General features: G+C 74.3%; 20 protein-coding genes. 5 read left to right on the plus strand and 15 right to left on the minus strand.

All coding sequences use genetic code 11. The features are described 5' to 3' along the window. Positions 1-24: 24 nt before the first annotated feature. Entirely contained in the window at positions 25-2,784 is a 2,760-nt protein-coding gene (gene ppc, locus JK356_RS18615) for a phosphoenolpyruvate carboxylase (protein ID WP_201869791.1), read from the minus strand. A gap of 236 nt (positions 2,785-3,020) precedes the next feature. Between ppc and JK356_RS18620 the strand changes: the two genes are divergently transcribed. Continuing rightward, entirely contained in the window at positions 3,021-4,070 is a 1,050-nt protein-coding gene (locus JK356_RS18620; protein WP_201869798.1) for a fatty acid desaturase, read from the plus strand. A 148-nt stretch (positions 4,071-4,218) separates the two neighbouring features. Then, positions 4,219-4,869 carry a TetR/AcrR family transcriptional regulator gene (locus tag JK356_RS18625; RefSeq protein ID WP_201869864.1) on the plus strand — a complete coding sequence of 217 codons (651 nt, stop codon included), beginning with the start codon at positions 4,219-4,221 and terminating at the stop codon, positions 4,867-4,869. Positions 4,870-5,024: 155 nt separating this feature from the next. Here JK356_RS18625 and JK356_RS18630 read toward each other — a convergent pair whose 3' ends face one another. Together JK356_RS18630 and JK356_RS18635 are read right to left on the minus strand one after the other, a co-directional pair. Beyond that, complete coding sequence (locus tag JK356_RS18630; protein WP_201869800.1) at positions 5,025-5,432, minus strand: rodlin; 408 nt, start codon at positions 5,430-5,432, stop codon at positions 5,025-5,027. Between the two features lie 193 nt (positions 5,433-5,625). Next, entirely contained in the window at positions 5,626-6,444 is an 819-nt protein-coding gene (locus JK356_RS18635; protein ID WP_201869802.1) for a trans-aconitate 2-methyltransferase, read from the minus strand. Positions 6,445-6,517: 73 nt separating this feature from the next. Here JK356_RS18635 and JK356_RS18640 point away from each other — a divergent pair, with 73 nt between their 5' ends. Beyond that, complete coding sequence (locus tag JK356_RS18640) at positions 6,518-7,015, plus strand: MarR family winged helix-turn-helix transcriptional regulator (RefSeq protein ID WP_201869865.1); 498 nt, start codon at positions 6,518-6,520, stop codon at positions 7,013-7,015. A 240-nt stretch (positions 7,016-7,255) separates the two neighbouring features. Here the strand turns inward: JK356_RS18640 and JK356_RS18645 are convergent, their stop codons facing one another. Next, complete coding sequence (locus tag JK356_RS18645) at positions 7,256-8,860, minus strand: endo-1,4-beta-xylanase (RefSeq protein ID WP_201869803.1); 1,605 nt, start codon at positions 8,858-8,860, stop codon at positions 7,256-7,258. A gap of 93 nt (positions 8,861-8,953) precedes the next feature. On the opposite strand from JK356_RS18645, the gene JK356_RS22425 reads away from it, so the two are divergent. After that, the gene (locus JK356_RS22425) at positions 8,954-9,682 is read left to right on the plus strand and encodes a RibD family protein (protein WP_201869804.1); all 729 of its coding nucleotides are present in this window, start codon (positions 8,954-8,956) and stop codon (positions 9,680-9,682) included. A gap of 76 nt (positions 9,683-9,758) precedes the next feature. Next, the gene (locus tag JK356_RS22430) at positions 9,759-10,208 is read left to right on the plus strand and encodes a deaminase (RefSeq protein WP_307815723.1); all 450 of its coding nucleotides are present in this window, start codon (positions 9,759-9,761) and stop codon (positions 10,206-10,208) included. A 9-nt stretch (positions 10,209-10,217) separates the two neighbouring features. Here the strand turns inward: JK356_RS22430 and JK356_RS18660 are convergent, their stop codons facing one another. From JK356_RS18660 to JK356_RS18710, 11 genes are all read right to left on the minus strand, one after another. Beyond that, complete coding sequence (locus tag JK356_RS18660; RefSeq protein ID WP_201869805.1) at positions 10,218-10,427, minus strand: DUF397 domain-containing protein; 210 nt, start codon at positions 10,425-10,427, stop codon at positions 10,218-10,220. Between the two features lie 97 nt (positions 10,428-10,524). Then, on the minus strand, positions 10,525-11,073 hold the full coding sequence (locus JK356_RS18665) for a DUF488 domain-containing protein (protein WP_307815724.1): 549 nt from the start codon (positions 11,071-11,073) through the stop codon (positions 10,525-10,527). A 66-nt stretch (positions 11,074-11,139) separates the two neighbouring features. Further along, a complete protein-coding gene (locus JK356_RS18670) occupies positions 11,140-11,793 on the minus strand; it encodes a response regulator transcription factor (RefSeq protein WP_201869807.1) in 654 nt (217 codons plus the stop codon). 341 nt (positions 11,794-12,134) lie between these two features. Further along, entirely contained in the window at positions 12,135-13,283 is a 1,149-nt protein-coding gene (gene galK / locus JK356_RS18675; protein WP_201869808.1) for a galactokinase, read from the minus strand. Further along, positions 13,280-14,311: a UDP-glucose 4-epimerase GalE gene (galE, locus tag JK356_RS18680; protein ID WP_201869809.1), complete on the minus strand. Its 1,032-nt coding sequence runs from the start codon at positions 14,309-14,311 to the stop codon at positions 13,280-13,282. Before galE ends, galK begins: the two co-directional genes overlap by 4 nt. After that, positions 14,308-15,360, minus strand: coding sequence for a galactose-1-phosphate uridylyltransferase (gene galT, locus JK356_RS18685; RefSeq protein ID WP_201869810.1), 1,053 nt, complete (start codon positions 15,358-15,360; stop codon positions 14,308-14,310). The genes galE and galT overlap by 4 nt, the downstream gene beginning before the upstream one ends. A gap of 120 nt (positions 15,361-15,480) precedes the next feature. Further along, the gene (locus tag JK356_RS18690; protein WP_201869811.1) at positions 15,481-16,173 is read right to left on the minus strand and encodes a LuxR C-terminal-related transcriptional regulator; all 693 of its coding nucleotides are present in this window, start codon (positions 16,171-16,173) and stop codon (positions 15,481-15,483) included. A 31-nt stretch (positions 16,174-16,204) separates the two neighbouring features. Further along, the gene (locus JK356_RS18695) at positions 16,205-17,998 is read right to left on the minus strand and encodes a PQQ-binding-like beta-propeller repeat protein (protein WP_201869812.1); all 1,794 of its coding nucleotides are present in this window, start codon (positions 17,996-17,998) and stop codon (positions 16,205-16,207) included. A gap of 160 nt (positions 17,999-18,158) precedes the next feature. Continuing rightward, positions 18,159-20,159, minus strand: a complete 2,001-nt coding sequence (locus JK356_RS18700) for a PQQ-binding-like beta-propeller repeat protein (RefSeq protein WP_201869813.1) — start codon at positions 20,157-20,159, stop codon at positions 18,159-18,161. A 165-nt stretch (positions 20,160-20,324) separates the two neighbouring features. After that, positions 20,325-22,157: an ABC-F family ATP-binding cassette domain-containing protein gene (locus JK356_RS18705; RefSeq protein ID WP_201869814.1), complete on the minus strand. Its 1,833-nt coding sequence runs from the start codon at positions 22,155-22,157 to the stop codon at positions 20,325-20,327. Further along, positions 22,150-23,076, minus strand: a complete 927-nt coding sequence (locus JK356_RS18710) for a 4-(cytidine 5'-diphospho)-2-C-methyl-D-erythritol kinase (protein WP_201869815.1) — start codon at positions 23,074-23,076, stop codon at positions 22,150-22,152. Before JK356_RS18710 ends, JK356_RS18705 begins: the two co-directional genes overlap by 8 nt. Positions 23,077-23,094: the final 18 nt, after the last annotated feature.

Consider the following 23,094-nt stretch of genomic DNA (forward strand, 5'->3'; position numbering starts at 1 on the left):
CGCAGGCCGGGCGCCGGCGGGGCGTCAGCCGGTGTTGCGCAGGCCCGCGGCCACGCCGTTGACCGTCAGCAGCAGGGCCCGCGACAGCAGCGGGTCGGGCTCCTCGCCCCGCTCGGCGGCCTGCCGCTGCCGGTTGAGCAGCGCGACCTGGAGGTAGGAGATCGGGTCCAGGTAGGCGTCCCGGATCCGCAGCGTGCGCTGGAGGTCCGGGTTGGAGTCCAGCAGCTCGTTCTCGCCGGTGATGCGGAGCACCTCGGCGACGGTCAGCGCGTGCTCCTCCTTGATCACATCGAAGATCCGCCGCAGGTGCTCGGGGACGAGGGTGTCCACGTAGTGCTGGGCGATCCGCAAATCCGTCTTGGCGAGCGTCATCTCGACGTTCGACAGGAAGTTGCGGAAGAAGTGCCACTGGTCGAACGCCTCGGCCAGCACCTCATCGAGCCCCGCCTCGCGGGCGGCCCGCAGCCCGGAGCCGACGCCGAACCAGCCCGGCACGATCTGCCGCGACTGCGTCCAGCCGAACACCCACGGGATGGCCCGCAGCCCGTCGAGCCCGGCGCCGGTGTCGGGGCGGCGCGAGGGACGCGAGCCCAGGTGCAGCTCGGCGAGCTGGTCCACCGGCGTGGAGGCGAAGAAGTACGCGGGCAGGTCCGGGTCCTCCACCAGCCGCCGGTACGCGGCGTGCGCCGCCTCCGAGACGGTGTCCATCGCCGCGTCCCAGCGCGCCAGCGCCTCGACCGACTGCCGGGGCGCGGTGTGCAGGGCGGACGCCTGGAGCGTGGCGGCGACGGTCAGCTCCAGGTTCTCCCGGGCCAGGGAGGGGATCAGGTACTTGTCGGAGATCACCTCGCCCTGCTCGGTGACCTTGATCTCGCCCTCCAGCGTGCCCCATGGCTGGGCGAGGATCGCGTCGTGCGTGGGGCCGCCGCCGCGGCCGACCGTGCCGCCGCGGCCGTGGAACAGCCGCAGCCGCACGCCGTGGCGGTGGGCGACGTCACGCAGCCGGCGCTGCGCGCGGTGGATCTCCCACTGGGAGGTGGTGATGCCGCCGAACTTCGACGAGTCGCTGTACCCGAGCATGACCTCCTGGGTGTCGCCCCGCAGCGCCACCAGGCGCCGGTAGGACGGGTCGGAGAGCATCGCGTCGAGCAGCTCGTCGGCGATCCGCAGCTCGTCGGTGGTCTCCAGCAGCGGCACGATGCCGATCTTGGCCCACCCGGCGTGCAGGTCGATCAGCCCGGCCTCGCGCGCCAGCACGGCGGCGGCGAACACGTCGTCCGGGCCCTGGCACATGGAGATGATGTACGACTCGATGACCTCGGGCCCGAAGGTGTCCAGCGCCTTGCGGATCGTGGTGAACACGCCGAGGGTCTTGGCGCCCGCCTCGTCCAGCGGCGGCGGGGTCGGGGCCAGCGGGCGGCGCGACCGCAGCTCCCGGGCCAGCAGCTTGGTGCGGTAGTCGCGCGGCATGTCCTCGTACCGCCACGACTCCTCGCCGAGGCGGTCGAAAAGCTGGCCGAGCGCGTGGTGGTGGGCGTCGGCGTGCTCGCGGACGTCCATCGTGGCGAGCTGGAGGCCGAACGCCGCCAGGGTGCGGATGACGCGCTCCAGGCGGCCGTCGGCGACGAGCCCGCCGCGGTGCTCGCGCAGCGAGGACTGCACGATCTCCAGGTCGGCGAGCAGCTCGCCGGTGCCCAGGTAGTCGCGGCCGGGGGCGTGCGGCGTGCCCTCGGCGAGGCGGGCGCGGGTGTTGAGCAGCTTCTGCCGGATGCAGGTCACCTTCAGCCGGTACGGCTCCTCGGCGTTGAGCCGCTTGTACCGGGGGGTGATCTCCGGCAGCAGCTCCAGGTCGCGCTGGAGGGAGTCCAGCAGCTCCTGGCTGGCGCCGGAGTTCCGGATGGAGTTGGACAGGGCGTTGCGCAGCTCGTCGATGTGGGCCAGCGCGCTCTGGATGCCGTGCTCGTGCTGGAGCAGCAGCACGTCCCAGGTGACCTGCGGGGTGACGTTCGGGTTGCCGTCGCGGTCGCCGCCGATCCAGGTGCCGAACGTCAGGGGGCGCGAGCCGGGCGGCAGCGGCGCCCCGGCGCGCTCCAGCTCGGCCGCCAGGTCCTCCAGCACGTCGCCGACCGCGCCCGCGTGCAGCTCGTCCAGGTAGTAGACGGCGTTGCGCGCCTCGTCGGCGGGCTCGGGGCGGGTGACGCGCAGCTCGTCGGTCTGCCAGATCAGGTCGATGTTCTCGGCCAGGCGCAGGTCGGTGCGGCGGCGGTCGCCGCCGCCGGTGACGGCCTCGGGGTGGTCGAGCAGCTCGGCGATCTTGCGCAGCTTGGTGAGGACCGAGCGGCGGGCCGCCTCGGTGGGGTGCGCCGTGAAGACGGGGCGTACGCCGAGGTTGGCCACGGTCTGCCGCAGGTGGGCGGGATCGGCGTCCTTGAGCATGTCGGCCGTGCGCGACAGCGCGCCGCCGCCCTCGGCGGCGCGGCGCTTGCGCATCTCGCGGCCGCGGTGCACCTGCTCGGTGACGTTCGCCAGGTGGAAGTAGATGGAGAAGGCCCGGACCAGCTTGGCGGCGGTCGCCAGGTCCGTCTCGCTGAGCAGCGCCGCCGCGGCCTCGCCGTCGCTGCGCGTGAGGTGGCGGACCCGCTCGACGAGTTCGAGGAGTTCGGGCCCGTCCTGCCGCACGAGCGTCTCGCCTAGGAGGTCACCCAGACGACGGATATCGGCGCGCAGCGCGCTGCCGTCGTCGGGGGTCTGCTGCGTCTCCGGAGTGCTGTCGGGACTGCTCACGGGTGCGGGCTCCTCGTGGCTTGCTGCGGGTCAGACGGGTCATTCGTGCGGGCTGTTGGGGTTTGTGAGACGGGTCACGGACCGCGCTGTCCGGCCTTCCCATCGTAATCGTGAACGGTGTACCCGAGCCGAGGGCCTTGTGAGCAGCCAGCGAACTGGGATACTTACGACTCCGTAGGTTACGGTCCCGTAGGTGGGCTGTGCCGTCCGCTCGATGCCTTGCGTGAGGAAGCCTCATGACGACAAGCCCAGATATCAGCCGGGACCAGAACGTCCCGCCAGGAGAGAACGAACGGGCCGCCGCGGCGCGGCCCGACGTGCCGAGCGCCACCCTGGGAGGGGAGCAGCGGCGGTCCGTGGAACAGATCACGCTGCTGCTGTTCATCGTGGTGCCCTTCATCGCACTGATCGCGGCGGTGCCGCTGGCGTGGGGCTGGGGGGTGAGCTGGCTCGACCTGGCGCTGCTGGCGGTCTTCTACTTCGTCGGCTGCCACGGCATCACCGTCGGCTTCCACCGGCACTTCACGCACGGCTCGTTCAAGGCCAAGCGGCCGCTGCGGATCGCGCTGGCCATCGCCGGGTCGCTGGCGGTCGAGGGCCCGATCGTGCGCTGGGTGGCCGACCACCGCAAGCACCACAAGCACTCCGACGCGGAGGGCGACCCGCACTCGCCGTGGCGCTACGGCGAGACGGTGCCCGCGCTGATCAAGGGCCTGTTCTGGGCGCACATGGGCTGGATGTTCGACCGCGAGCAGACGCCGCAGCACAAGTACGCGCCCGATCTGATCAAGGACCCGGACATCCGGCGGATCTCGCGGCAGTTCGTGCTGTGGACGATCGTCTCGCTGGCCGCGCCGGCCGTGATCGGCGGCCTGGTGACCATGTCCTGGCAGGGCGCGGCCAGCGCGTTCTTCTGGGGCTCCCTGGTGCGCGTCGCGCTGCTGCACCACGTGACCTGGTCGATCAACTCCATCTGCCACGCCACGGGCAAGCAGCCATTCAAGTCGCGTGACCGCTCGGGCAACGTCTGGTGGCTCGCGGTGCTGTCCTGCGGCGAGTCGTGGCACAACCTCCACCACGCCGACCCGACCTGCGCCCGCCACGGCGTGGACCGCTGGCAGCTCGACTCCAGCGCCCGGCTGATCAGCTGGTTCGAGAAGGCCGGCTGGGCCTACGACGTGCGCTGGCCGAAGCAGTCGCGGCTCGACTCCAAGCGGGTCGGCGACGGCGAGCGCAGGCGCCGGAGGCGGAAGCCGGAGGAAGCGGCGGCGGCCCGCACGGCATGATGGGCGGGTGGCCACCGACAGCAGCAGCAGCAGCGAGCCCGCCTTCGAGCGGGGCAGGGGCAGGAGCCGGGGCGGCGGCGGCCGCGACGAGTCGTCCGACAAGCCGGCGCGGGCCCGCTCCGCGAAATCCCCGAAGCCTCCCAAGGGTGTGAAGGCGGCGCGCCAGCCGCGCACCACCCGGCGGGCCCGGCGCCGGATGACAGGGACGGAGCGCCGCGAGCAGCTCCTCGACATCGGCCGGACCCTGTTCGCCGAGCGCGGGTTCGACGGCACGTCGGTGGAGGAGATCGCGGCCAAGGCCGGGGTCTCCAAGCCGGTGGTGTACGAGCACTTCGGCGGCAAGGAGGGCCTGTACGCCGTCGTCGTGGACCGCGAGATGGCGCGCCTGATGGACATGGTCACGGGCGCGCTGACGGCCGGGCACCCCCGGGAGCGGCTGGAGCAGGCCGCGATGGCGCTGCTGGACTACGTGGAGCAGCACGCCAGCGGCTTCCACATCCTGGTGCGGGACTCGCCGGTGGCGCAGTCCACCGGGACGTTCGCCTCGCTCATCGGGGACATCGCCACACAGGTCGAGGACATCCTGGGCCTGGAGTTCAAGGCCCGGGGCTACGACCCGAAGCTGGCGCCGATGTACGCGCAGGCGCTGGTGGGGATGGTGGCGCTGACCGGCCAGTGGTGGCTGAACGTACGCAAGCCGAAGAAGTCGGAGGTGGCCGCGCACCTGGTGAACCTGGCGTGGCACGGCCTCCAGGGCCTGGAGCAGCAGCCCCGGCTGATGAGCCGCAACCGGGCCTAGGCCCAGCGGCTGCCGGGCATCCCGGCACGTGAGGAGACCCCCTCTTCCCCGCCACGGCGGCGGGAAGAGGGGGTCTTTGATCGCGGAGCACCGGTCAGAAGGCCGAAGAACCCGGAGTCCGCTGGCCTCAAGGAGCCAGGCGAGAGAGCGCGGCGTCAGTGCCTGGACACGCCGTTCTCGGACAGGATCGGGATGTCCGAGAGGATGTGCGACAGCGGGTCGTCGCCGTCGGTCTGCGTGGAGTTCTCGGCGCAGATCTGCTGCGGCTCGCTGTTGAGGATGTCCGACAGGCCCACGTTGACGAGGCCGACGACGTTCTGGACGCTCTCGGCGACGTCCGGCAGCGCGATGCAGGGCTTGTTGAGCGAGCCGTTGATCAGCGAGATGTTCGGGCTCATGTAGCCACCGGTGGTGGTGTTGCCGTAGACCTGCTTGGCGCCGTTGCCGTTGATGGTCTCGCTGCCGATGTCGTCACCGCCGACGGCCAGCGCCGGGCTGGCCATGCCCGCGACGCCCGTGACCGAGGCCGCGATCGCGACCGTGGCAAGGGTCTTCTTGATCACTAGCTTGTCCTTCCGAGTTCTGTCAGTGCCCTGTTCAGTGGAGCGACCTGCACAACGCGCCTCGGAGGATTCGGTTGCCGCCCTTCACCCGTTTTGCGTAGCTGTTGTCGCCGCACTGGCGGCGGGCGGCCCGGCCGTGTGACGGGCGGGGACGCCCGGTGACGCCCGGGCCCGGTCCGCCCCCCGCCGCCGGTCAGCGCTGGCGGGCCACGACGAAGATCCGGCGGAACGGGAACACCGTGCCGCTGGGCCCCGGCGGGTAGGCCGCGCGCAGCGCCTCGCCGTACTCCGCGAGGAACGCCTCGCGCGCCGCCGGGTCGTCCTCGAGCGCGGCGAGCACCGGACGCAGGCCGGTCCCCTTGACCCACTCGAGCACGGGATCGGCCCCGGGCAGCAGGTGCAGGTAGGTGGTCTCCCAGACGTCGAGGTCGCAGCCGAGCGGGGCGAGCGCCGCCACGTACCCGGCCGGTTCCAGGACGGCCCGCTCGTGGCGGAGCACGCCGCCGAGCCGGTCACGCCAGCGCGGGGACGCGCACAGCTCGCGCAGCAGCCGGTGGCTCGGGGCGCCGAAGTTGCCCGGCACCTGGAACGCCAGGACGCCACCCGAGGTGAGGCCGGACAGCCAGGCGGGGAAGCGGCTGGTGTGGCCGGGCACCCACTGGAGCGCGGCGTTGGCGAGGATCAGGTCGAACGGCGGGTCGTCGGGGTCGGGTTCCCAGGCGCCGATGTCGGCGCGGGCGAAGCTGACCGAGCCGCCGCCGGGTGTCGGGCCCGCGAAGGCGGCGGCCTCGGCGAGCATCTCCGGGGAGTTGTCAAGGCCGGTGATCAGCGCGTCGGGCCAGCGCTCGGCGAGCAGCGCGGTCGGCCGGCCGGGACCGCAGCCGAGGTCGGCGATGCGCGGCGCCGGGCCGGGCAGGGGCGGGATCCGGGCGAGCAGGTCGTGCAGCGGACGGGTGCGCGGGCCGCGGTACCGCTCGTACTGCCCGGGGTCCCAGGGGGAGGGTGACGTCATGCCCGAGATCTTGCAGGGCATCTATCTCGACGTCAAGAGACTTCATATCGACACAACTACTACACTGGTCTCTATGGAGGACGAGGTCGATCGACTGGTGGCAGCCTGGCGGCGGGAGCGGCCCGACCTCGACGTCGAGCCGCTGGAGGTCCTCAGCCGCGTGAGCAGGCTGGCCCGGCACCTGGACCGGGCCCGTCGCCTCGTCTTCGCCGAGCACCGCCTGGAGCCCTGGGAGTTCGACGTGCTGACGGCGCTGCGCCGCGCCGGGAGCCCGTACCAGCTCTCCCCCGGCCAGCTCCTCACCCAGACCCTCGTCACCTCGGGGACGATGACCAACCGGATCGACCGGCTGGCCAAACGCGGCCTGGTCGAGCGGCTGCCCGATCCCTCCGACCGGCGCGGCGTCCTGGTCCGGCTCACCGGCTCCGGCAAGGAGCACGCCGACGCCGCGCTCGCCGGACTGCTGGCGCGGGAGCGGGAGCTGCTGAGCGATCTGACGGTCAGCCAGCGCCGTGACCTCGCCTCCCTGCTGCGCGTGCTGACCGCGCCGTTCGACAACACTCCGTCCTGACGCCAGCACCAGGCCGCCCTCCCGCTTGACGCACCCCCGCCGCGGCCACGGCGCCGCCGGTCCGCCGGCCGCGTGCGTGCCGGGCGTCAGCCGGCCGCTGGCGCGGGCGCGGCAGGACCTCGCCCGCGCCAGGCGGCACGCCAGGCTGCCCCCGGCGGCGCGGACGCCTCCGTGAGGCCCACGGCGATGCCGCCGCAGGCCGGACGGCCGCAGCCGGAGCAGCGGCGCCGGCGCGGCCGGTCAGGCGGCCGGTGCGGCGCCCTCCCAGCCGGGGTCCACCACCGCCCAGAAGGCCTCCTTCGCCCGCAGCTGGTCGTCGAAGAGCAGCGGCGCGTCGTCACGGCCGCTGTCGTCGAGCCAGGTGTGGCCGTCCGAGAGCCCCCACAGCGTCACGGAGGTCACGTGCTCCTGGTACCGGTCGAACAGCTCGAACAGGGCGCGGTACTGCTGCGCCTGCGCGAGCAGCCGCTCGGCGGGCGGCTCGGGGAACGACTCGTCGGAGCTGGTGTAGACCGACACGTCCAGCTCGGTGATCTGCTGCTCGACGCCGAGCGGCACGAACGTCTCCAGCATCGCCTCCGCCTCGTCGGCCGACGGCCACTCGACGTTGACGTGCGTCTGGTGGCCGACGCCGTGCACCGGCACGCCCTCGGCCCGCAGCTGGCGCACCAGCTCGTACAGGGCGTCACGCTTGGCGGGGACGTTGGTGTTGTAGTCGTTGATGAACAGCCGGGCGTCCGGGGCAGCCTCGTGGGCCACCCGGAAGGCGGTGCGGATGTAGTCGAGCCCGGCGATCTCGTACCACGGGCTGCGGCGCATCCCGTCGGGCTCGTTCTCGTCAATGACCTCGTTGACCACGTCCCACACCTCGATCCGGTCGCCGTACCGGCCGACGACGGCGCGGATGTGGGCCTCAAGCCGGTCCAGAAGCAGCTCCTTGTTCTCCTCGGTCGGCGTCATGGGCTGGCCGCTGGCGTCCTGGAACACCCAGTCGGGAGTCTGCTGGTGCCAGACCAGGGTGTGGCCGCGCACCGCCATGCCGTTCTCCTCGGCGAACTCCACGATGCGGTCGGCGTCGGCGAACCGGAAGTCGCCTTCGGCCGGTTCGGTGGCGTCCCACTTCAGGGCATTGCCGGGCGTCACCGAGCTGAAGTGCTTGGCCGCCAGCCGGGCGGGCTCCCCGTACAGGTCGGCCGGGCTGAGCGCGACGCCCACCGGGAACTGGTCGTACACGTCCTGCAGCGACGGGATGTCCGTCTCGATGGGCGGGTACGGCACGTAGGTGACGGAGACGTCATCGAGGTAGAAGCCGTCGGTGGCGGAGGCGGTCTCCAGGTACAGCGCGAGGTACTCGGCCTCGGCGGACAGCGTGAACGTGCCGGTGAGCCGCGTCCACTCGCCGTCGCTGACCTCCGCGCTGCCCGCCGTGTGGTAGGAGGGCGTGCCGTCGAGGTGCTGCTCGACGCTCACCCGGGCCGTGTCCGTGCCCGCGCCGCCGCTGGCCAGGCGCACCCAGGCGGTGATCGTGTACCGGTCGCCGGGGGTGAACGCGTCCGTCACCTCCAGGGCCGGGCCCTCCCAGGTCTGGGTCCTGCCGGTGACGGCGAGGCTGCCGGTGCCGCTGTGCGCGGTCTCGGTGGTGGGCGCCACGGTCTCGCCGCCGCGCGCGGCCCAGCCCTGGGCGGTGCCGTCCTCGAAGGCGGAGGAGACGATCTCAACGGGTTCCGGTTCCTGCGCGGCGCCGGTCCCCGCGGGCAGCACGGCGGCAAGCGCGGCGAGGGCCGCGGTGGCCGCCGCGAGCAGGGCGGAGCGCCGTCTGCGGGACGGCCGGGACAATGCGTGCATGCGCGATCCTTTCCGTGATTGGGAGCGCTCCCACATTGCCATGTCCGCGACACAGTCAGCCAGAGCCGCGGAGCGTCTGAGACCATCGGCCGCATGACCGCCGAGGACGCACCGCTCCCCCACGTGCTGCTGTCCTGCGCCATGTCGCTGGACGGCCGCATCGACGACACCTCGCCGCACCGGCTGGTGCTGTCGAACGAGGCGGACCTGGACCGGGTGGACGGGGTGCGGGCCGGGTGTGACGCGATCCTCGTCGGCGCGGGCACGGTGCGCCGCGACGACCCCCGGCTGGCGGTCCGGTCACCGGAACGGCGCGCGGCACGGGTGGCGAAGGGCCTGCCGCCGAGCCCGCTGCGGGTGGTGCTGTCCGCCCGGGGCGAGCTGGACGCCAGGGCACGGGTGTTCACCGACCCGCGCGGCGGCGCCACGGTGGTGTACTGCGCCGCGTCACGGGCCGCGGCGGCGCGGGAGCGGCTGGGGCACGCCGCCGAGGTGGTGGCCGCGGGCGAGCCGCCCGGGCTGCGGGCGGTGCTGGCCGACCTGGCGCGGCGCGGGGTGGCGCGGCTGATGGTCGAGGGCGGCAGCAGCGTCCACACCCGGTTCCTCGCGGCCGGCCTGGTGGACGAGCTCCACCTGGTCATCGCGCCGTTCCTGGTCGGCGACGCGGCGGCGCCGCGCTTCACCGGCCCGGCGGCGTTCCCGCAGGGGCCGCGGCGGCCCTTCCGGCTGGCCGGGGTGGAACAACTGGGGGACGTGGTGCTGCTGAGGTATCTGCGGCCGGGCGGCCCGCCCGGTAACGCCGCGGCGCCGCCCGCGGCGTGACGTCCCGTACCCGATCGACAGGAGCATCGATGGCCAGAACTGCCAGGGACCCGGCGCCTGCGGCGGGAGCCGCCCGGTGAGCGCGGCCGGCGACGCGCGCTGGCTGCGGGAGGCGATCGCGCTGTCGCGGTCGTGCCCGCCGTCGCGGACGGCGTTCTCCGTGGGCGCGGTGGTCGTCGGGGCCGGCGGCACGGTGCTGGCGACGGGATACTCGCGGGAGACGAGCCCGCACGACCACGCCGAGGAGGCCGCGCTCGGCAAGCTGGCGCCCGGCGATCCCCGGCTGCGCACGGCGACGCTCTACAGCTCGCTGGAGCCGTGCACCCGCCGCGCCTCCCGGCCGGTCTCCTGCACGCAGCTGATCCTGGCGGCGGGCATCCCCGAGGTCGTCTTCGCCTGGCGGGAGCCGCTGCTGTTCGCCGACTGCGACGGCGCCGAGCGGCTGCGCGCGGCGGGCGTGGCGGTGCGGGAGGTCCCCGGGCTGTCCGGCGGGGTGCGCGAGGTCAACGCGCACCTGCTGCGGTAGCGGGGCCGGTCAGCGGCGGGGGGCTCTCCAGCCGCCGGTCTTGATGGCGGTCAGGAACGCCCCCAGGCGCGGCGCGGTGGTGGTGAGGACGGTGGCGGGGTCGCCGCTCTCGCGCAGGGCGAGCCAGGTGCCGCGGCGGGCCAGTTCGACGCCGGGGCCTGGCTCGCCGCCGTCGGGGCCGCGGGCCCGCTGCCAGGGGGTGACGCGTGTCGCTGCCATCGTGCTGTCCCTTCAGCCGCCGGCTCGGCGCGGGGCGCAGGCCCTCCCCCGCGGTCCCGCGAGTGTAGTGACGCGGCCGGGCGCCGTGGTGCGGCGGTCACCGCTCGCGGGCGCGGTCGTCGTAGACCAGCAGCCCGTCGTCGCGCAGGCGCGCGCCGGGGGTGGGCCGGTGCGGGGCGAGGCGGCCGTCGTGCGTCAGGTGGTGCACCGGGACGCCCCGGGCCAGCACCGCGGCATCGGCGATCAGCCGCCGGTGGCAGCGCCACCAGACGGTCTCGGCGCACATCACGGCCGTGGTGGTGCCGCGCGCCTGCTCCAGCAGCCGGTCCAGGGCGGCGCGGAACTCCGGGGTGCGCATGTGGGCGGCGTAGCCGCGGAAGGAGTCGTTGCGCCAGACGGTGTCGGGCGAGCCGGGCGGCGGCCGGCGGAAGCCGCCGAGCGCGGGCTCCCAGCGGTAGCCGATGCCGGCGGCGGGCAGCCAGTGCGCGAGCGCCTCGCGCCGGGCGTCCGGGTTGCGGCGGCTGCTGGGGACCGTGCGCACGTCGACCACGGCCCCGGCGCCGGCCTGGCGCAGCAGCCGGGTCAGCTCGGCGCGGGGCGCGGTGCCGTGCCCGAACGTGAGCAGGGGGCGCGGTGGCTCCGGCACGGTGTTCACCTCCCGGCCCGCTCGTCCGTCCTCGCCGGGCGGGCGGGTACCCGCCGGCCCGGCGAGTCAGTCAGCCGGGGGCACGCCCGCGCGGCGCGCGACGGCCACGGCGGCGAGGGTGGAGTGGACGCCGAGCTTGCCGAGGACGTTCTGCATGTGGGTGCGGACGGTGTGCGGCGACAGCTGGAGCCGCTCGGCGACGGCCTTGCGCCCCAGGCCCGCAAGCATGCAGCGCAGCACCTCGAGTTCGCGCGGGGTGAGGGCGGACACCAGGCGCTGCTGCTCGTCGCGGTGGCGACGCTCGCGGACCAGCTCGGCGAGCACGCCGGTGAGCAGCGCGGGCGGCACGTGGGTCTCGTCGCGGAGCACGCCGCGCACGACGTGCAGCAGCCGGATCAGGGAGCTGTCCTTGGCCACCCAGCCCCGGGCGCCGGCCGCGAGCAGGCGTGCGGCCTCGGCGGGGTCGTCGCGTGCGGCCAGCACGACGGGGCGCAGCGCGGGGAAACGTTCCCGCACCAGCGGCAGCAGCGGCGGGTCGGCGGCGCTGAGCCCCGCGTCCAGCAGCAGCACGTCGAAGGGGGAGCGTTCGAGGAGCTGGACGGCGGCCGGCACGGTGCCCGCGGCGCTGGCCTCCACGTCCTGTTCGGCCGCGAGCGCGGTCGCGAGCGACTCGGCGAAGATGCGGTGCTCGTCGGCCACGAGCACCCGGATGCGTTCCACAGCGGCCCCTTCGGACACTTGGAATCGAACCTGGCGGCAGTGCTGAGGCGCAGTGTCGGGGCGCGGGTGCGCGGCGGCGGCCGGTGGAGCGTGCTGACCGCCGCGTGGTCGCGGGCTCGGTGGGCGCGGCGCCGTCCGGACCGGACTCCGGCGGAGGCCCGCACGGCCGCCGCCGCACGGCGCCGGTGCCGTGCCGGGCGTCGCACGCACCCACCTGTCTCGCCCCCTGATCAGCACCGGCCCCCACCGGTGCTGGGCAGTCCTCAGCCTACGTCCGGGGCACGGCCGGGGAAGGGTTTTCCAGAAAGTAGGCGTATCGATAAAGTCACAGTGCTAATTGGTCACACCGCGACTTGGCGGGCCCCTGCCGCGGGTACCGCCTCAAAGAGCCGCGGGGCCGTCAGGTCCCTGGCCGCGAAGGCGTCGCGCACGGCCTGGGAGACGTGCCCGACCGCCGGCTCCTCGACCAGCACGATCGCCGAGCCGCCGAAGCCGCCGCCGGTCATGCGGGCGCCGAGCGCGCCCGCCTCGACGGACGCGGCGACGGCCAGGTCGAGTTCGGGGCAGGAGACCTCGAAGTCGTCGCGGAGCGAGGCGTGGGCCTCGGAGAGCACCGGCCCGATGTCGCGCGGGCGCCCGGCGTCGAGCAGCTCGATGACGCGCTCGACGCGGCGGTTCTCGGTGACGACGTGCCGGACGCGGCGGCGGATCTCCGCGTCGTCGATCCGGGCCAGCGCGTCGTCGAGGCCGTCGGCGGGCACGTCGCGGAGCGCGGGCACGCCCAGGGCGGCGGCGCCCGCTTCGCAGGCGGCGCGGCGCTTGGCGTAGGCGCCGTCGGCGTGGACGTGCTTCACCTGGGGGTCGACCACCAGCAGCCGCAGCCCCTCGGCGGCCATGTCGAACGGCACCTGCCGGGCGGTCAGATCCCGGGTGTCGAGGTACATCACGTGCCCGGCGGTGCAGCAGGCGGAGGCCATCTGGTCGAGGATGCCGCAGGGCATGCCGACGAAGTCGTTCTCCGCCCGCTGGCCGATGCGGGCCAGCTCGGCGGGCGAGCGGCCCAGGCCGAACAGGTCGTTGAGGGCGAGGGCGGTGACGACCTCCAGCGCGGCGGAGGAGGACAGGCCCGCGCCGGAGGGGACCGCGGAGTCCAGCAGCAGGTCGGCGCCGCCGAGCGCGGCACCCTCGGCCTGGAGCGCCCAGAACACGCCCGCCGGGTAGGCGGCCCAGCCGGTCACCGCGCCGGGCGCCAGGCCGTCGAGGGAGAACTCGGCGGTGGGGCCGCTGACGTTCTCGGAGTGCACGCGCACGGTCCGGTCGGAGCGGCGCGAGACGGTGAGCGTGGCGGTCTGGGGCAGGGCGAGCGGCATGACGAAGCCGTCGTTGTAGTCGGTGTGCTCGCCGATGAGGTTGACCCGGCCGGGCGCGGCCCACTGGCCCTCGGGGGCGGCGCCGAACAGGTCCTCGTGCCGCTGGCTGATGGTGGTCACTTGGTGCCGTCCTTGGTCTCGTGGGCGCGCTGGGCGAACTCCCAGGCGTCGGCGATGATGCCGGTCAGGTCCGCGCGGCTGGGGCGCCAGCCGAGGCGTTCGCGGGCGCGGTCGGAGGAGGCGACGAGCACGGCGGGGTCACCGGGCCGCCGGTCCGCGGCGGTCTCGGGGATGGGGTGGCCGGTGACCTGGCGGGCGGCGTCGATGACCTCGCGGACGGAGAAGCCGTTGCCGTTGCCGAGGTTGCAGACCAGGTGCTCGCCGGGGGCGGCGGCCGCCAGCGCCAGCAGGTGGGCCTCGGCGAGGTCGTCCACGTGGATGTAGTCGCGCACGCAGGTGCCGTCGGGGGTGGGGTAGTCGGTGCCGAAGACGCTGATGGTCTCGCGGCGGCCCTGGGCGACCTGGAGCACGAGCGGGATCAGGTGGCTCTCCGGGTCGTGGCGCTCGCCGAGCGCGCCGCGCCGCCCGCCGGTGTGGGCGCCCGCCACGTTGAAGTAGCGCAGGGACACGGCGGCGAGGCCGTGGGCGGCGCACTCGCTGGCGATCATGTGGTCGACGGCGAGCTTGGAGGCGCCGTAGGGATTGGTGGGCGCGGTAGGGGCGTCCTCGGTCAGCGGTGTGGTTACGGGCTCGCCGTAGACGGCGGCGGTGGACGAGAAGACGAGGGTGCGCACGCCCGCCTCGCGCATGGCCGCGAGCAGCTCCATGGTGCCGCCGACGTTGTTGCGCCAGTACTTCTCCGGCCTGGTGACCGACTCGCCGACCTGGGAGGAGGCGGCGAAGTGCAGGACGGCGTCGTAGGAGCCGTCCAGCCAGCGGGCGGCGTCCTGCACGCGGCCCTCGATGAAGGCGGCGCCCTCGGGGACGCCCTCGGCGAAGCCGGTGGACAGGTCGTCCAGGACGGTCACCTGGTGCCCGGCGTCGAGCAGGTGCGCCGCGACGGTGCCGCCGACGTACCCGGCGCCGCCGGTGACGAGGTACTTCCCGCCGCCGGGCCGTCCGGAACGCTGCGTGATCGGTGTGGTCATGCGCCGCTCGCCACCTCTCGTAGCCGGCCGGCCGCGGCCTCCGGCAGGACGTCACTGACAAAGGCACCCATCCCCGACTCCGACCCGGCCAGGTACTTGAGCTTGCCGGGGCTGCGGCGGATGGTGAACAGCTCCAGGTGGAGCGCGAAGTCCTCGCGCGTCTCCTCGGCGAGGGAGAACGGCGCCTGGTGCCAGCCCGAAATATACGGTGTGCGCGGCTGGTCAGGCCCGAATATCCGGTCAAAGCGCCGCAGCAGCTCAAGGTAGACGGCGGGGAACGCGGCGCGCTCGGCGTCGCTGAGCGCGCGCAGGTCGGGCAGGCGGCGCTTGGGGTACAGGTGCACCTCGTAGGGCCAGCGGGCGGCGTACGGGACGAACGCCGTCCAGTGGTCGGTGTCGAGCACGATGCGGCGGCCGTCGGCGCGTTCGCGCTCCAGCAGCTCGTCGAAGAGGTTGCGGCCCGTGCGCGCCCGGTGCGCGGCCACGGCGTCGAGCATGCGCTGGGTGTGGGGCGTGATGTACGGGTAGCCGTAGATCTGCCCGTGGGGGTGGGCCAGCGTCACGCCGATCTCCACGCCGCGGTTCTCGAAGCAGTAGACCTGCTGGACGCCGGGGTGACCGGCCAGCTCGGCGGTGCGGTCGGTCCAGGCGCCGAGGACGAGGGCGGCCTGGTCCTCGGTGAGGTCGGCGAACGAGGCGTCGTGGTCGGGGGTGAAGCAGACCACCTCGCAGCGCCCGGCGTCGCCGCTGAAGGAGGGGAAGCGGTTCTCGAAGACCACGACCTCGTAGGAGTCAGCGGGGATCTCGCTGGGCCTGCCCTCGCGCGACGGGCACAGCGGGCACTGGTCGGCGGGCGGGTGGTAGGTGCGGCCCTGGCGGTGGGCGGCGTAGCCGACGCGCTCGCCGAGCAGGGGGTTGTAGCGGATCTGGGAGGAGTGCGTGGCCGCGGGCAGCGGCCGGGTGTCGGCCTGGTCGCGCGCGGCGCCGTCCTGGGAGTCGTAGTAGATGAGCTCGCGCCCGTCCGCCAGGCGGATCATCGTCTTCTTCATGCGGCCCTCGTCATTCCCAGCCTCACCAGTTCCGCTACAGTCAAACATATTCAAACATAATGAAGCATACAGGCACGCGGTTCGTCAATGGGCCTGCACCGGGCCGGGTTTGGGGCCGGTTCAGCCGGCGGAACCCGCGGCCGGGCCGCCGGGCAGGTGATCGAGCACGCCGGTGCGCACGGCCAGGGCCGCGGCCTCCAGCCGGGTGGCGGCGCCGAGCTTCGTCAGCAGCCGCTGCACGTGGGTCCGCGCGGTGCTGGTCGCGACGCCGAGCCCGGCGGCGATCCGGCGGGTGTCCTCCCCGTCCACGATCCGCGCCAGCACCTCGGCCTCCCGCTCGGTCAGCAGCGCGGCGATCCGGGCGCCCTCGGCGTGCTGCCCGGACCGGGGGCGGAGCAGGGCGCCGAACGCCTCGCACAGCAGCTGCGGCGAGACCGCCGCCTCACCCGCGCGCGCCTTGACCATGGCGCGCTCCACGACATCGATCCGGTCGTCGTGGCGCACGTAGCCGCGGGCGCCCGCGGCGAAGGCGGCGGCCACGCCGCGCGGGCGGGGCACGGGCCCGAGCACGATGACGCCCGCGCGCGGGCAGTCGCGCCGCACGCGGGCGAGGGCGTTCAGGGCGGCCGGTTCCTCGGGGGCCCCGGTGCCCAGCAGGCAGACGTCGGGCTGGCGGCCGGCCGCCAGCGCGGCGGCACCGGCCAGCGGTGCCGCCGCGCCGAGCACGCGGTGGCCGCGCACACGCAGGGCTGAGGCCAGCGCCTCGGCCACCAGCCGCCGCTCGTCGGCGACCACCACGCGGATGCCGCTCATCGCGTCCCTCCCCACCCGCCGCCGCGGTCCCTCACCGGTAGACGAGCATGGCGGGGGTCTCCTCCGCGCTGTCCCAGTAGAACGACTCGTTGAGGAACACCAGGGTGTTGTTGTGCCACGCCAGCCGCTGCTGGTGCCACTCCGTCCCGCTGGAGGCCATGGCGGACTCGGTCTCGACCTCCTGCGGGTCCAGCGTCATCACGGGCGTGGCCTCCTCGGTCGCCGGATCGAGCGCCAGCACCTGTCCCGGCTCGCGGTAGCCGGATTCCTCCAGCGGCGGGCCCTCATAGATGAGGATCTTGCCGTCGGCGACGCCGAACGGTCTGGCCGGCCCGCCGCTGGCGGACTCCAGCTCGTAGATCGCGGTGCCGGTCTCCAGATCGAACGCCACGATGCCGGTGGGCTCGCCGTACTGCGGGTAGGTCGACAGGTACAGGTGCCCGTCGTGGACGATGCCGTAGTCGCAGGCGGTGAAGGCGTTGATCTCGCACGGGCTCTGGAAGTGCCGGCTGTCGTACTCCAGCACGTGCCTGATCTCCTGGTAGTCCTCGTCGATGACGAGGATCCGCTCCTCCTCGCCCACCGACGCGGTCACCACGAGCGGCTCGACGGACACCACCGAGTTGACCGCGAACTCCTCATCGTCGTAGGTGGCCTCGTACGACCACTCCCACAGCTCCTCCCCCGCCTCGGTGGTGGCGCGGATGCTGCCGCCCTCATCACCGTTGAAGCCGCAGCTCGTCTGCGAGACGAACATGTCGTCGAACGTGGCGTACGCCGACTCGGCGCACCGCGCGTTGTACCCGGACTCCCAGACCTGCTCCTGGCGGCTGATGCTGTAGCCCGCGCCGTAGACGCCGAGGTCGACGGCGACGGTGTCGCCGAGGATCGCGGGGTAGTCCCACCTGCCGGGCAGCAGGCTCGAGTCGAGGTCGATGGTCGCGATCTCCTCCCCCGCGGCGATGTCGAAGACGCTCAGGACCTCGCAGTCCCTGCCCTGGAGCACGGCGATGCGGTTGTCGTCGACGTTGCGGGAGGCGTTGCAGTTGCCGTTGGAGAGCTCCAGCGGGATGGACCACGCCTCCTCGCCGCTGGCGAGGTCGTAGGCGGTCAGGCTGTCGTCGATGGTGCGCACCACCGTGTCGCCGCTGAACCACACGCCCCGGGCGTACACGAGCGACTCGTCCTCGGTGATGTCCGGGGCCGGCTGCTGCCAGGCGAGGCTGGCGTCGACGGGCTGCTCGGGCAGCCTCTGCCCGCCGTCGCCGCCGGCGCCCTGGCCTTCGCCGTCGCCCTCCCCCTGGTTCTCGCCCTGGGCGCTGGCGGCGCCGTCGTCGCCGTTCAGCAGGTAGACGGCGCTGCCCGCGAGCGCGAGCGCCAGCACCGCGGAGACGGCGACGATCAGGGCCGGCGCGCTCCACCGCCGCCGTCGCCCGGAGGGCGGGGGGCCGAACGTGCCGGGCGGCATGGTGTCGGGCCCGTACGGTCCCGGCGGGGTGGGGGCGCCGAACCCGCCCGTCGACGAGGGCGGGGCGGCCGGCGGTGCGCCCGGGGGGGCCGCCGGCGGCGGGGCGGGAGAGGCGGCGGGAGACGGGGCGGGCGTCTGGGGATAGCCGTATCCCGGCTCTCCCGGCTTGCCGCCCGGAACGGCGGGCGGTGCCGAGGGGGGCGTGCCGGGCGCCGGGGGCGGCGCGCCGTAGGCGCCGGAGGACGGCGGGCCGAAGCCACCGCCGGCCGGCGGGCCGAAGGTGCCGCTCGGCGGCGGCCCGAAGCCTTCCTCCGGGGCGGGAGGCTGGTTCTGCGGTGGCGGTGGCGGCTGAGACATGGCTTCCCCATCCCCCCTTGGGAGCCGCGGTCCCGGCGGCCGGGTGGGCCCGGGCGCCGCGGCACGGCGTTCGGTCAGATCATGCGATCGGCTGAACAATAAGCATGCTCTTTGTACCACCGACTCCCGCCATGCCCCCTCTGGTTCCCTCCGGTACCCCCTACCGGTACACCAGCAGCGACGGCTCACCGTTCTTCTCGTCGTCCACGGAGAACGACAGGCACGCCAGCAGCAGCGTCCCCTCCCGCCATACCGGCAGCCAGTCCCACGGCAGGTTGGAGCTGGTCAGGGTGCGTTCCTTCACGCTGCCCGCCGGGTCCAGCTCCATCAGCGGCGCCGCCTCCTGCCGCTCCGGGTCGATCGTGACGACCGCCCCGGGGAACTCATCGGTGAACTCCTCCCGCTGATAGGCCAGCACCTGCCCGTCCCGCACGCCGAACGGCCGGATGCTGCGGACGATGTCCCCCGCCTCCCGCGCGGCGCGCTCGCTGCTGTCGTAGTACGGGGCGACCTCGAACAGCGCGCTGCCCGTGGCCATGTCGAAGGCCACCACCGTGTTCTCCCGGCCGGTGAAACTGGCGAGGTAGAGGTAGCCGTCGAGCGTCACAGCGAGACCGCAGTCGGAGAGGGTCGCGCTGCCGCACGGCGAGACGTACCGCTCGGGATCGTAGTCGAAGGCGAACGCGAAGCCGTCCATGTCCTCCTCGTCCGCGCGCAGCAGCGTCTCCTGCTCGTAGTCGTCGTTGGCGTCCGCGGTGACGACCAGCGGATCGAGCGAGACGACCGACCTGACGTACATCTGGTCGCCCTCGAACTGCCCGTCGAACTCCCAGGTCCACTGCTCCTCGCCCGCCTCGTCCATGGCGCGCACGTACCCGCCCCGGTCGCCGAACTCGCACTCGGCGCGGGCGACGAACATGTCGTCCATGACCGTGTAGTCGACCTCGGTGCAGCCGCCGGTCAGCTCGCTGCCCCACTGCACGTCGCCCGTGGTCACGTCGTAGACGGCGCTGCCGCTGCCCCAGGACACCGCGACGCTGTCGCCGAGGATCGACGGCACGCCCGCATCGCCCACACCCGCGCCGTCCGGGCCCGCGGGGAAGGACGTCACCTCCTCGCCCGCCTCGATGTCGATGACCGTCAGGATCTCGCAGTCCCGCCCCTGGAGCACGGCCACCCGCCCCTGAGAGGCGGTCTCCGAGGCCCGGCACTGGCCCGCGCTCAGCTCCAGCGGCAGGCTCCAGACCTCCTCTCCGGTGGCCAGGTCCCGCGCGGTGATCGCGTCGTCGATGGCGCGCACCACCGTGTCGCCGCTGAACCACAGCTGGCGCGACTCCTCGATGATCTCTTCTTCCTCGTCGACGGCGGGTGGGGGCGCCTCCCAGGCGAGTGAGGCCTCCAGCGGCAGGTCTCCCTCCTCGGCCTGAGGCGGGCTGGTGGGCCCGGGCTCCGGCTCGGGGTCCGCGCCATCGCCACCGGTGAAGAGGAAGAAGGAGCCGGCCACGAGCGCCGCGGCCAGGACGGCGGCGGCGGCGATGAGCAGGCGGGCCCGGCGGGGGCGCCACCCGGCGGCGGGCTGGTGGCCGGGAGGCGGGGTGGGCGGGGCGGGCGGCCCGAAGCCGCCCAGCTGCGCGGGAGGCGGAACGGGCGGGCCGAATCCGGCGGCCTGGGTGCTGCGCAGGTGCAGCGGCGGCGCCTCCCACGGCGGGCTGGTCGGCATCCGGTCCCCGGCCAGCGTGCTCCCCGGGCCTTCCTGCTCCGCCCCGCCCGGCGGAGCGGACGCCACCGGCGGCTCGCTCGGCGGCGGATACGGCGGCTGCGGCGGCAGCGGAACCGGCGGCTGGCCCGGCTGGCCCGGCTGCCCCGGCTGGCCGGGCTCGGTGGGCCGCTCCGACAGGCCGGCCGGGGCGATGAGGCCCAGCCCCATCGTGTCGTCGGGCCCGGGCGTCTCAGCGGACCGCGCCGGGAGCGGCCCTGGCTCCTGCGGTGCTGGCTGCGGAGATGGCTCCTGCGGCGGCGCCGGACGCGGCTGGTGAGGTAACGCGTCCTCCTCGCGGGCCTGCTCCTCGCCGGTCTGGTCCTCGCCGGTCTGGTCCTCGCCGGTCTGGTCCTCGCGCGGCTGCTCCGGCGAGCGGCCCGCGTCTAACGATTCGTTGGGCATGCGGACAGTCCCCCCTGGACGACATCGGGCGACCGGGACATCGCGTCACCGGTTCGATACTTCCAGTCATATCAGAGGGGACCGACAGCCCGGCAAGGGCCCTGCGGGCACGGAACGGCCCCACGGCACCACGCGGGGAGACGCCCCGCCCCCCGCGCCGGCCGGCTACACCTCGTCGGCCAGTTCCAGCCAGCGGGTCTCCAGCTCGTCGCGCCGCTCCGCCAGCTGCTTCAGCTCGCGGTCCAGGCCGGCCACCCGCTCGAAGTCCGTGGCGTGCTCCGCCAGCTCCGCGTGCAGCGCGGCCTCCTGCTTCGCCAGCTTGTCGAGCTGCCGCTCGATCCGCTGGATCTCCTTGCGCGCCTCCCGCGCCGCCTGAGCGGGCTTCTGCCGGGGCGCCGCCTGCCCCGGCCGCGCCGGCGCCCCGGCCGCCGCGCCCGGCGCGGGCCGCCGGGCGAGCGCGGCCCGGCGCTCCAGGTACTCGTCCACGCCGCGCGGCAGCATCCGCAGCCGCCCGTCGCCGAGCAGCGCCAGCAGCCGGTCGGTCGTGCGCTCCAGGAAGTACCGGTCGTGGCTGATGACGACGAGCGAGCCCGGCCAGCCGTCGAGCAGGTCCTCCAGCTGGGTGAGCGTCTCGACGTCGAGGTCGTTGGTCGGCTCGTCCAGGAACAGCACGTTCGGCTCGTCCATCAGCAGCCGCAGCAGCTGGAGCCGCCGGCGCTCCCCGCCGGAGAGGTCGGTCACCGGCGTCCACTGGCGTTCCCTGCCGAAGCCGAACCGCTCGCACAGCTGCGAGGCGGTCATCTCCCGCCCCTTGCCGAGATCCACGCGCGCTCTGACCCGCTCCACCGCCTGGAGCACGCGCCACGACGGATCGAGGTCGTCCGCGGTCAGCTCCTGCGACAGGTACGCCAGCCGCACGGTCTTGCCGGTCCGCACCCGGCCGGAGACGGACAGCCCGGGTGTCGCCGTGCCGCGCGCCGCCCCGGCGAGCGCCCGCAGCAGGGACGTCTTGCCCGCGCCGTTGACGCCGACCAGGCCGACGCGGTCACCCGGCCCCAGCTGCCACGTCAGGCGCGTCAGCAGCTCCTTGCCCCCGGCGCGCAGCGTGACGTCCTCCAGGTCGAAGACGGTCTTGCCGAGCCGGGCGCTGGCGAAGCGCATCAGCTCCGCGCTGTCCCTGGGCGGCGGCACGTCGGCGATCAGGGCGTTGGCCGCCTGGATCCTGAAGCGGGGCTTGCTGGTGCGGGCGGGGGCGCCGCGCCGCAGCCAGGCCAGCTCCTTGCGCAGCAGGTTCTGCCGCTTGGCCTCCTCGCTGGCGGCCAGGCGCTCCCGCTCGGCCCGCGCGAAGACGTAGTCGCTGTAGCCGCCCTCGTAGCCGTGGACCTGGCCGCGCTGCACATCCCACACCCGGGTGCAGACCTGGTCGAGGAACCACCGGTCGTGCGTCACGACGACGAGCGCCGAGCGGCGCCCCCGCAGGTGGCGGGCCAGCCAGTCCACCGCCTCGATGTCGAGGTGGTTGGTCGGCTCGTCCAGCACGATCAGGTCCTGCTCGGCGATCAGCAGCGCGGCCAGGGCCACCCGCCTGCGCTCGCCGCCGGAGAGCGGGCCGATCACGGTGTCGAGCCCGGCGGGAAAGCCGGGCAGGTCCAGCCCGCCGAACAGCCCGGTGAGCACGTCGCGCACCCGGGCGTCGCCCGCCCACTCGTGGTCGGCCAGGTCGCCGACCACGGCCTGCCGGATGGTGGCGGCCGGATCGAGGGAGTCGTGCTGCGTCAGCACGCCCAGACGCAGGCCGTTCGCGTGGGTGACACGCCCCTCGTCGGGCTCCTCCAGGCGGGCGAGGATCCGGATCAGCGTGGTCTTGCCGTCCCCGTTGCGGCCGACGACGCCGACGCGGTCGCCCTCGCCGACGCCCAGCGAGACGCCGTCCAGCACGGCGCGCGTCCCGTAGACCTTGGAGACGGACTCCAGGCTGGCCAGATTCGCTTCAGGCATGGGACTCAAGGGTAGTCGCGCCGGGTGCCGGGCCCGTCGCCGTACGGGCCTCACGGCAGGTGCCGGAGCCGGTCAGCGCGCGGGCGATCCGCCGCGCTTCCTCCTCGCCGCCGGCCAGGAACGCGCAGGTCGGCCCCGACCCGGAGACCAGGCCCGCCAGCGCCCCGGCGGCCAGCCCGGCGTCCAGCGTGGCGGCGAGGGCGGGGCGCAGCGACAGGGCGGCCGGCTGCAGGTCGTTGGCCGACGGCAGCACGGCGGCCAGGGCGGCGGCGTCACCGTCGCGCAGCGCGGCCAGCACCGCCTCGCTGGCCTCGGGCGCCGGCACGGCGGCACCGGCGGCGTCCCGCAGCCGGTCGCACTCGCGGTAGACGGCGGGCGTGGACAGGCCGCCGTCGGCGAGCGCGAACACCCAGTGGAACGCGCCGCCCACCGGCAGCGGCGTCAGCCGCTCGCCGCGCCCGGTGCCGAGCGCGGCGCCGCCGGTCAGGCTGAACGGCACGTCGGAGCCGAGCCGCGCGCACAGCCGCAGCAGCACCTCGCGCGGCGTGCGCGTGCCCCACAGCGCGTCGCAGGCGACCAGGGCGCCGGCGGCGTCCGCGCTGCCGCCGGCCATGCCGCCCGCGACGGGGATGTCCTTGGCGATGTGGAGCGCCACGGCGGGCTCGCGGCCGTGGTGCTCGGCGAGCAGCGCGGCGGCGCGGGCGGCGAGGTTGTCCGGGCCCAGCGGCACCTCCCCGCTGCCCGGCCCCTCGCACGTCACCCGCAGCCGGCCGGCGGGGGCGGCGGTGACGTGGTCGTACAGGGAGACGGCGAGGAAGACGTTGGCCAGGTCGTGGAAGCCGTCGGCGCGGGGCGGGCCCACGGCGAGCTGGACGTTGACCTTGGCGGGCACGCGGACGGTGACGGGCGCGGCGGGCATCGGATCGTTCTTTCCAGG

This window comes from Streptomyces sp. 7-21 (assembly GCF_016741785.1).
GTDB lineage: Bacteria > Actinomycetota > Actinomycetes > Streptomycetales > Streptomycetaceae > Streptomyces.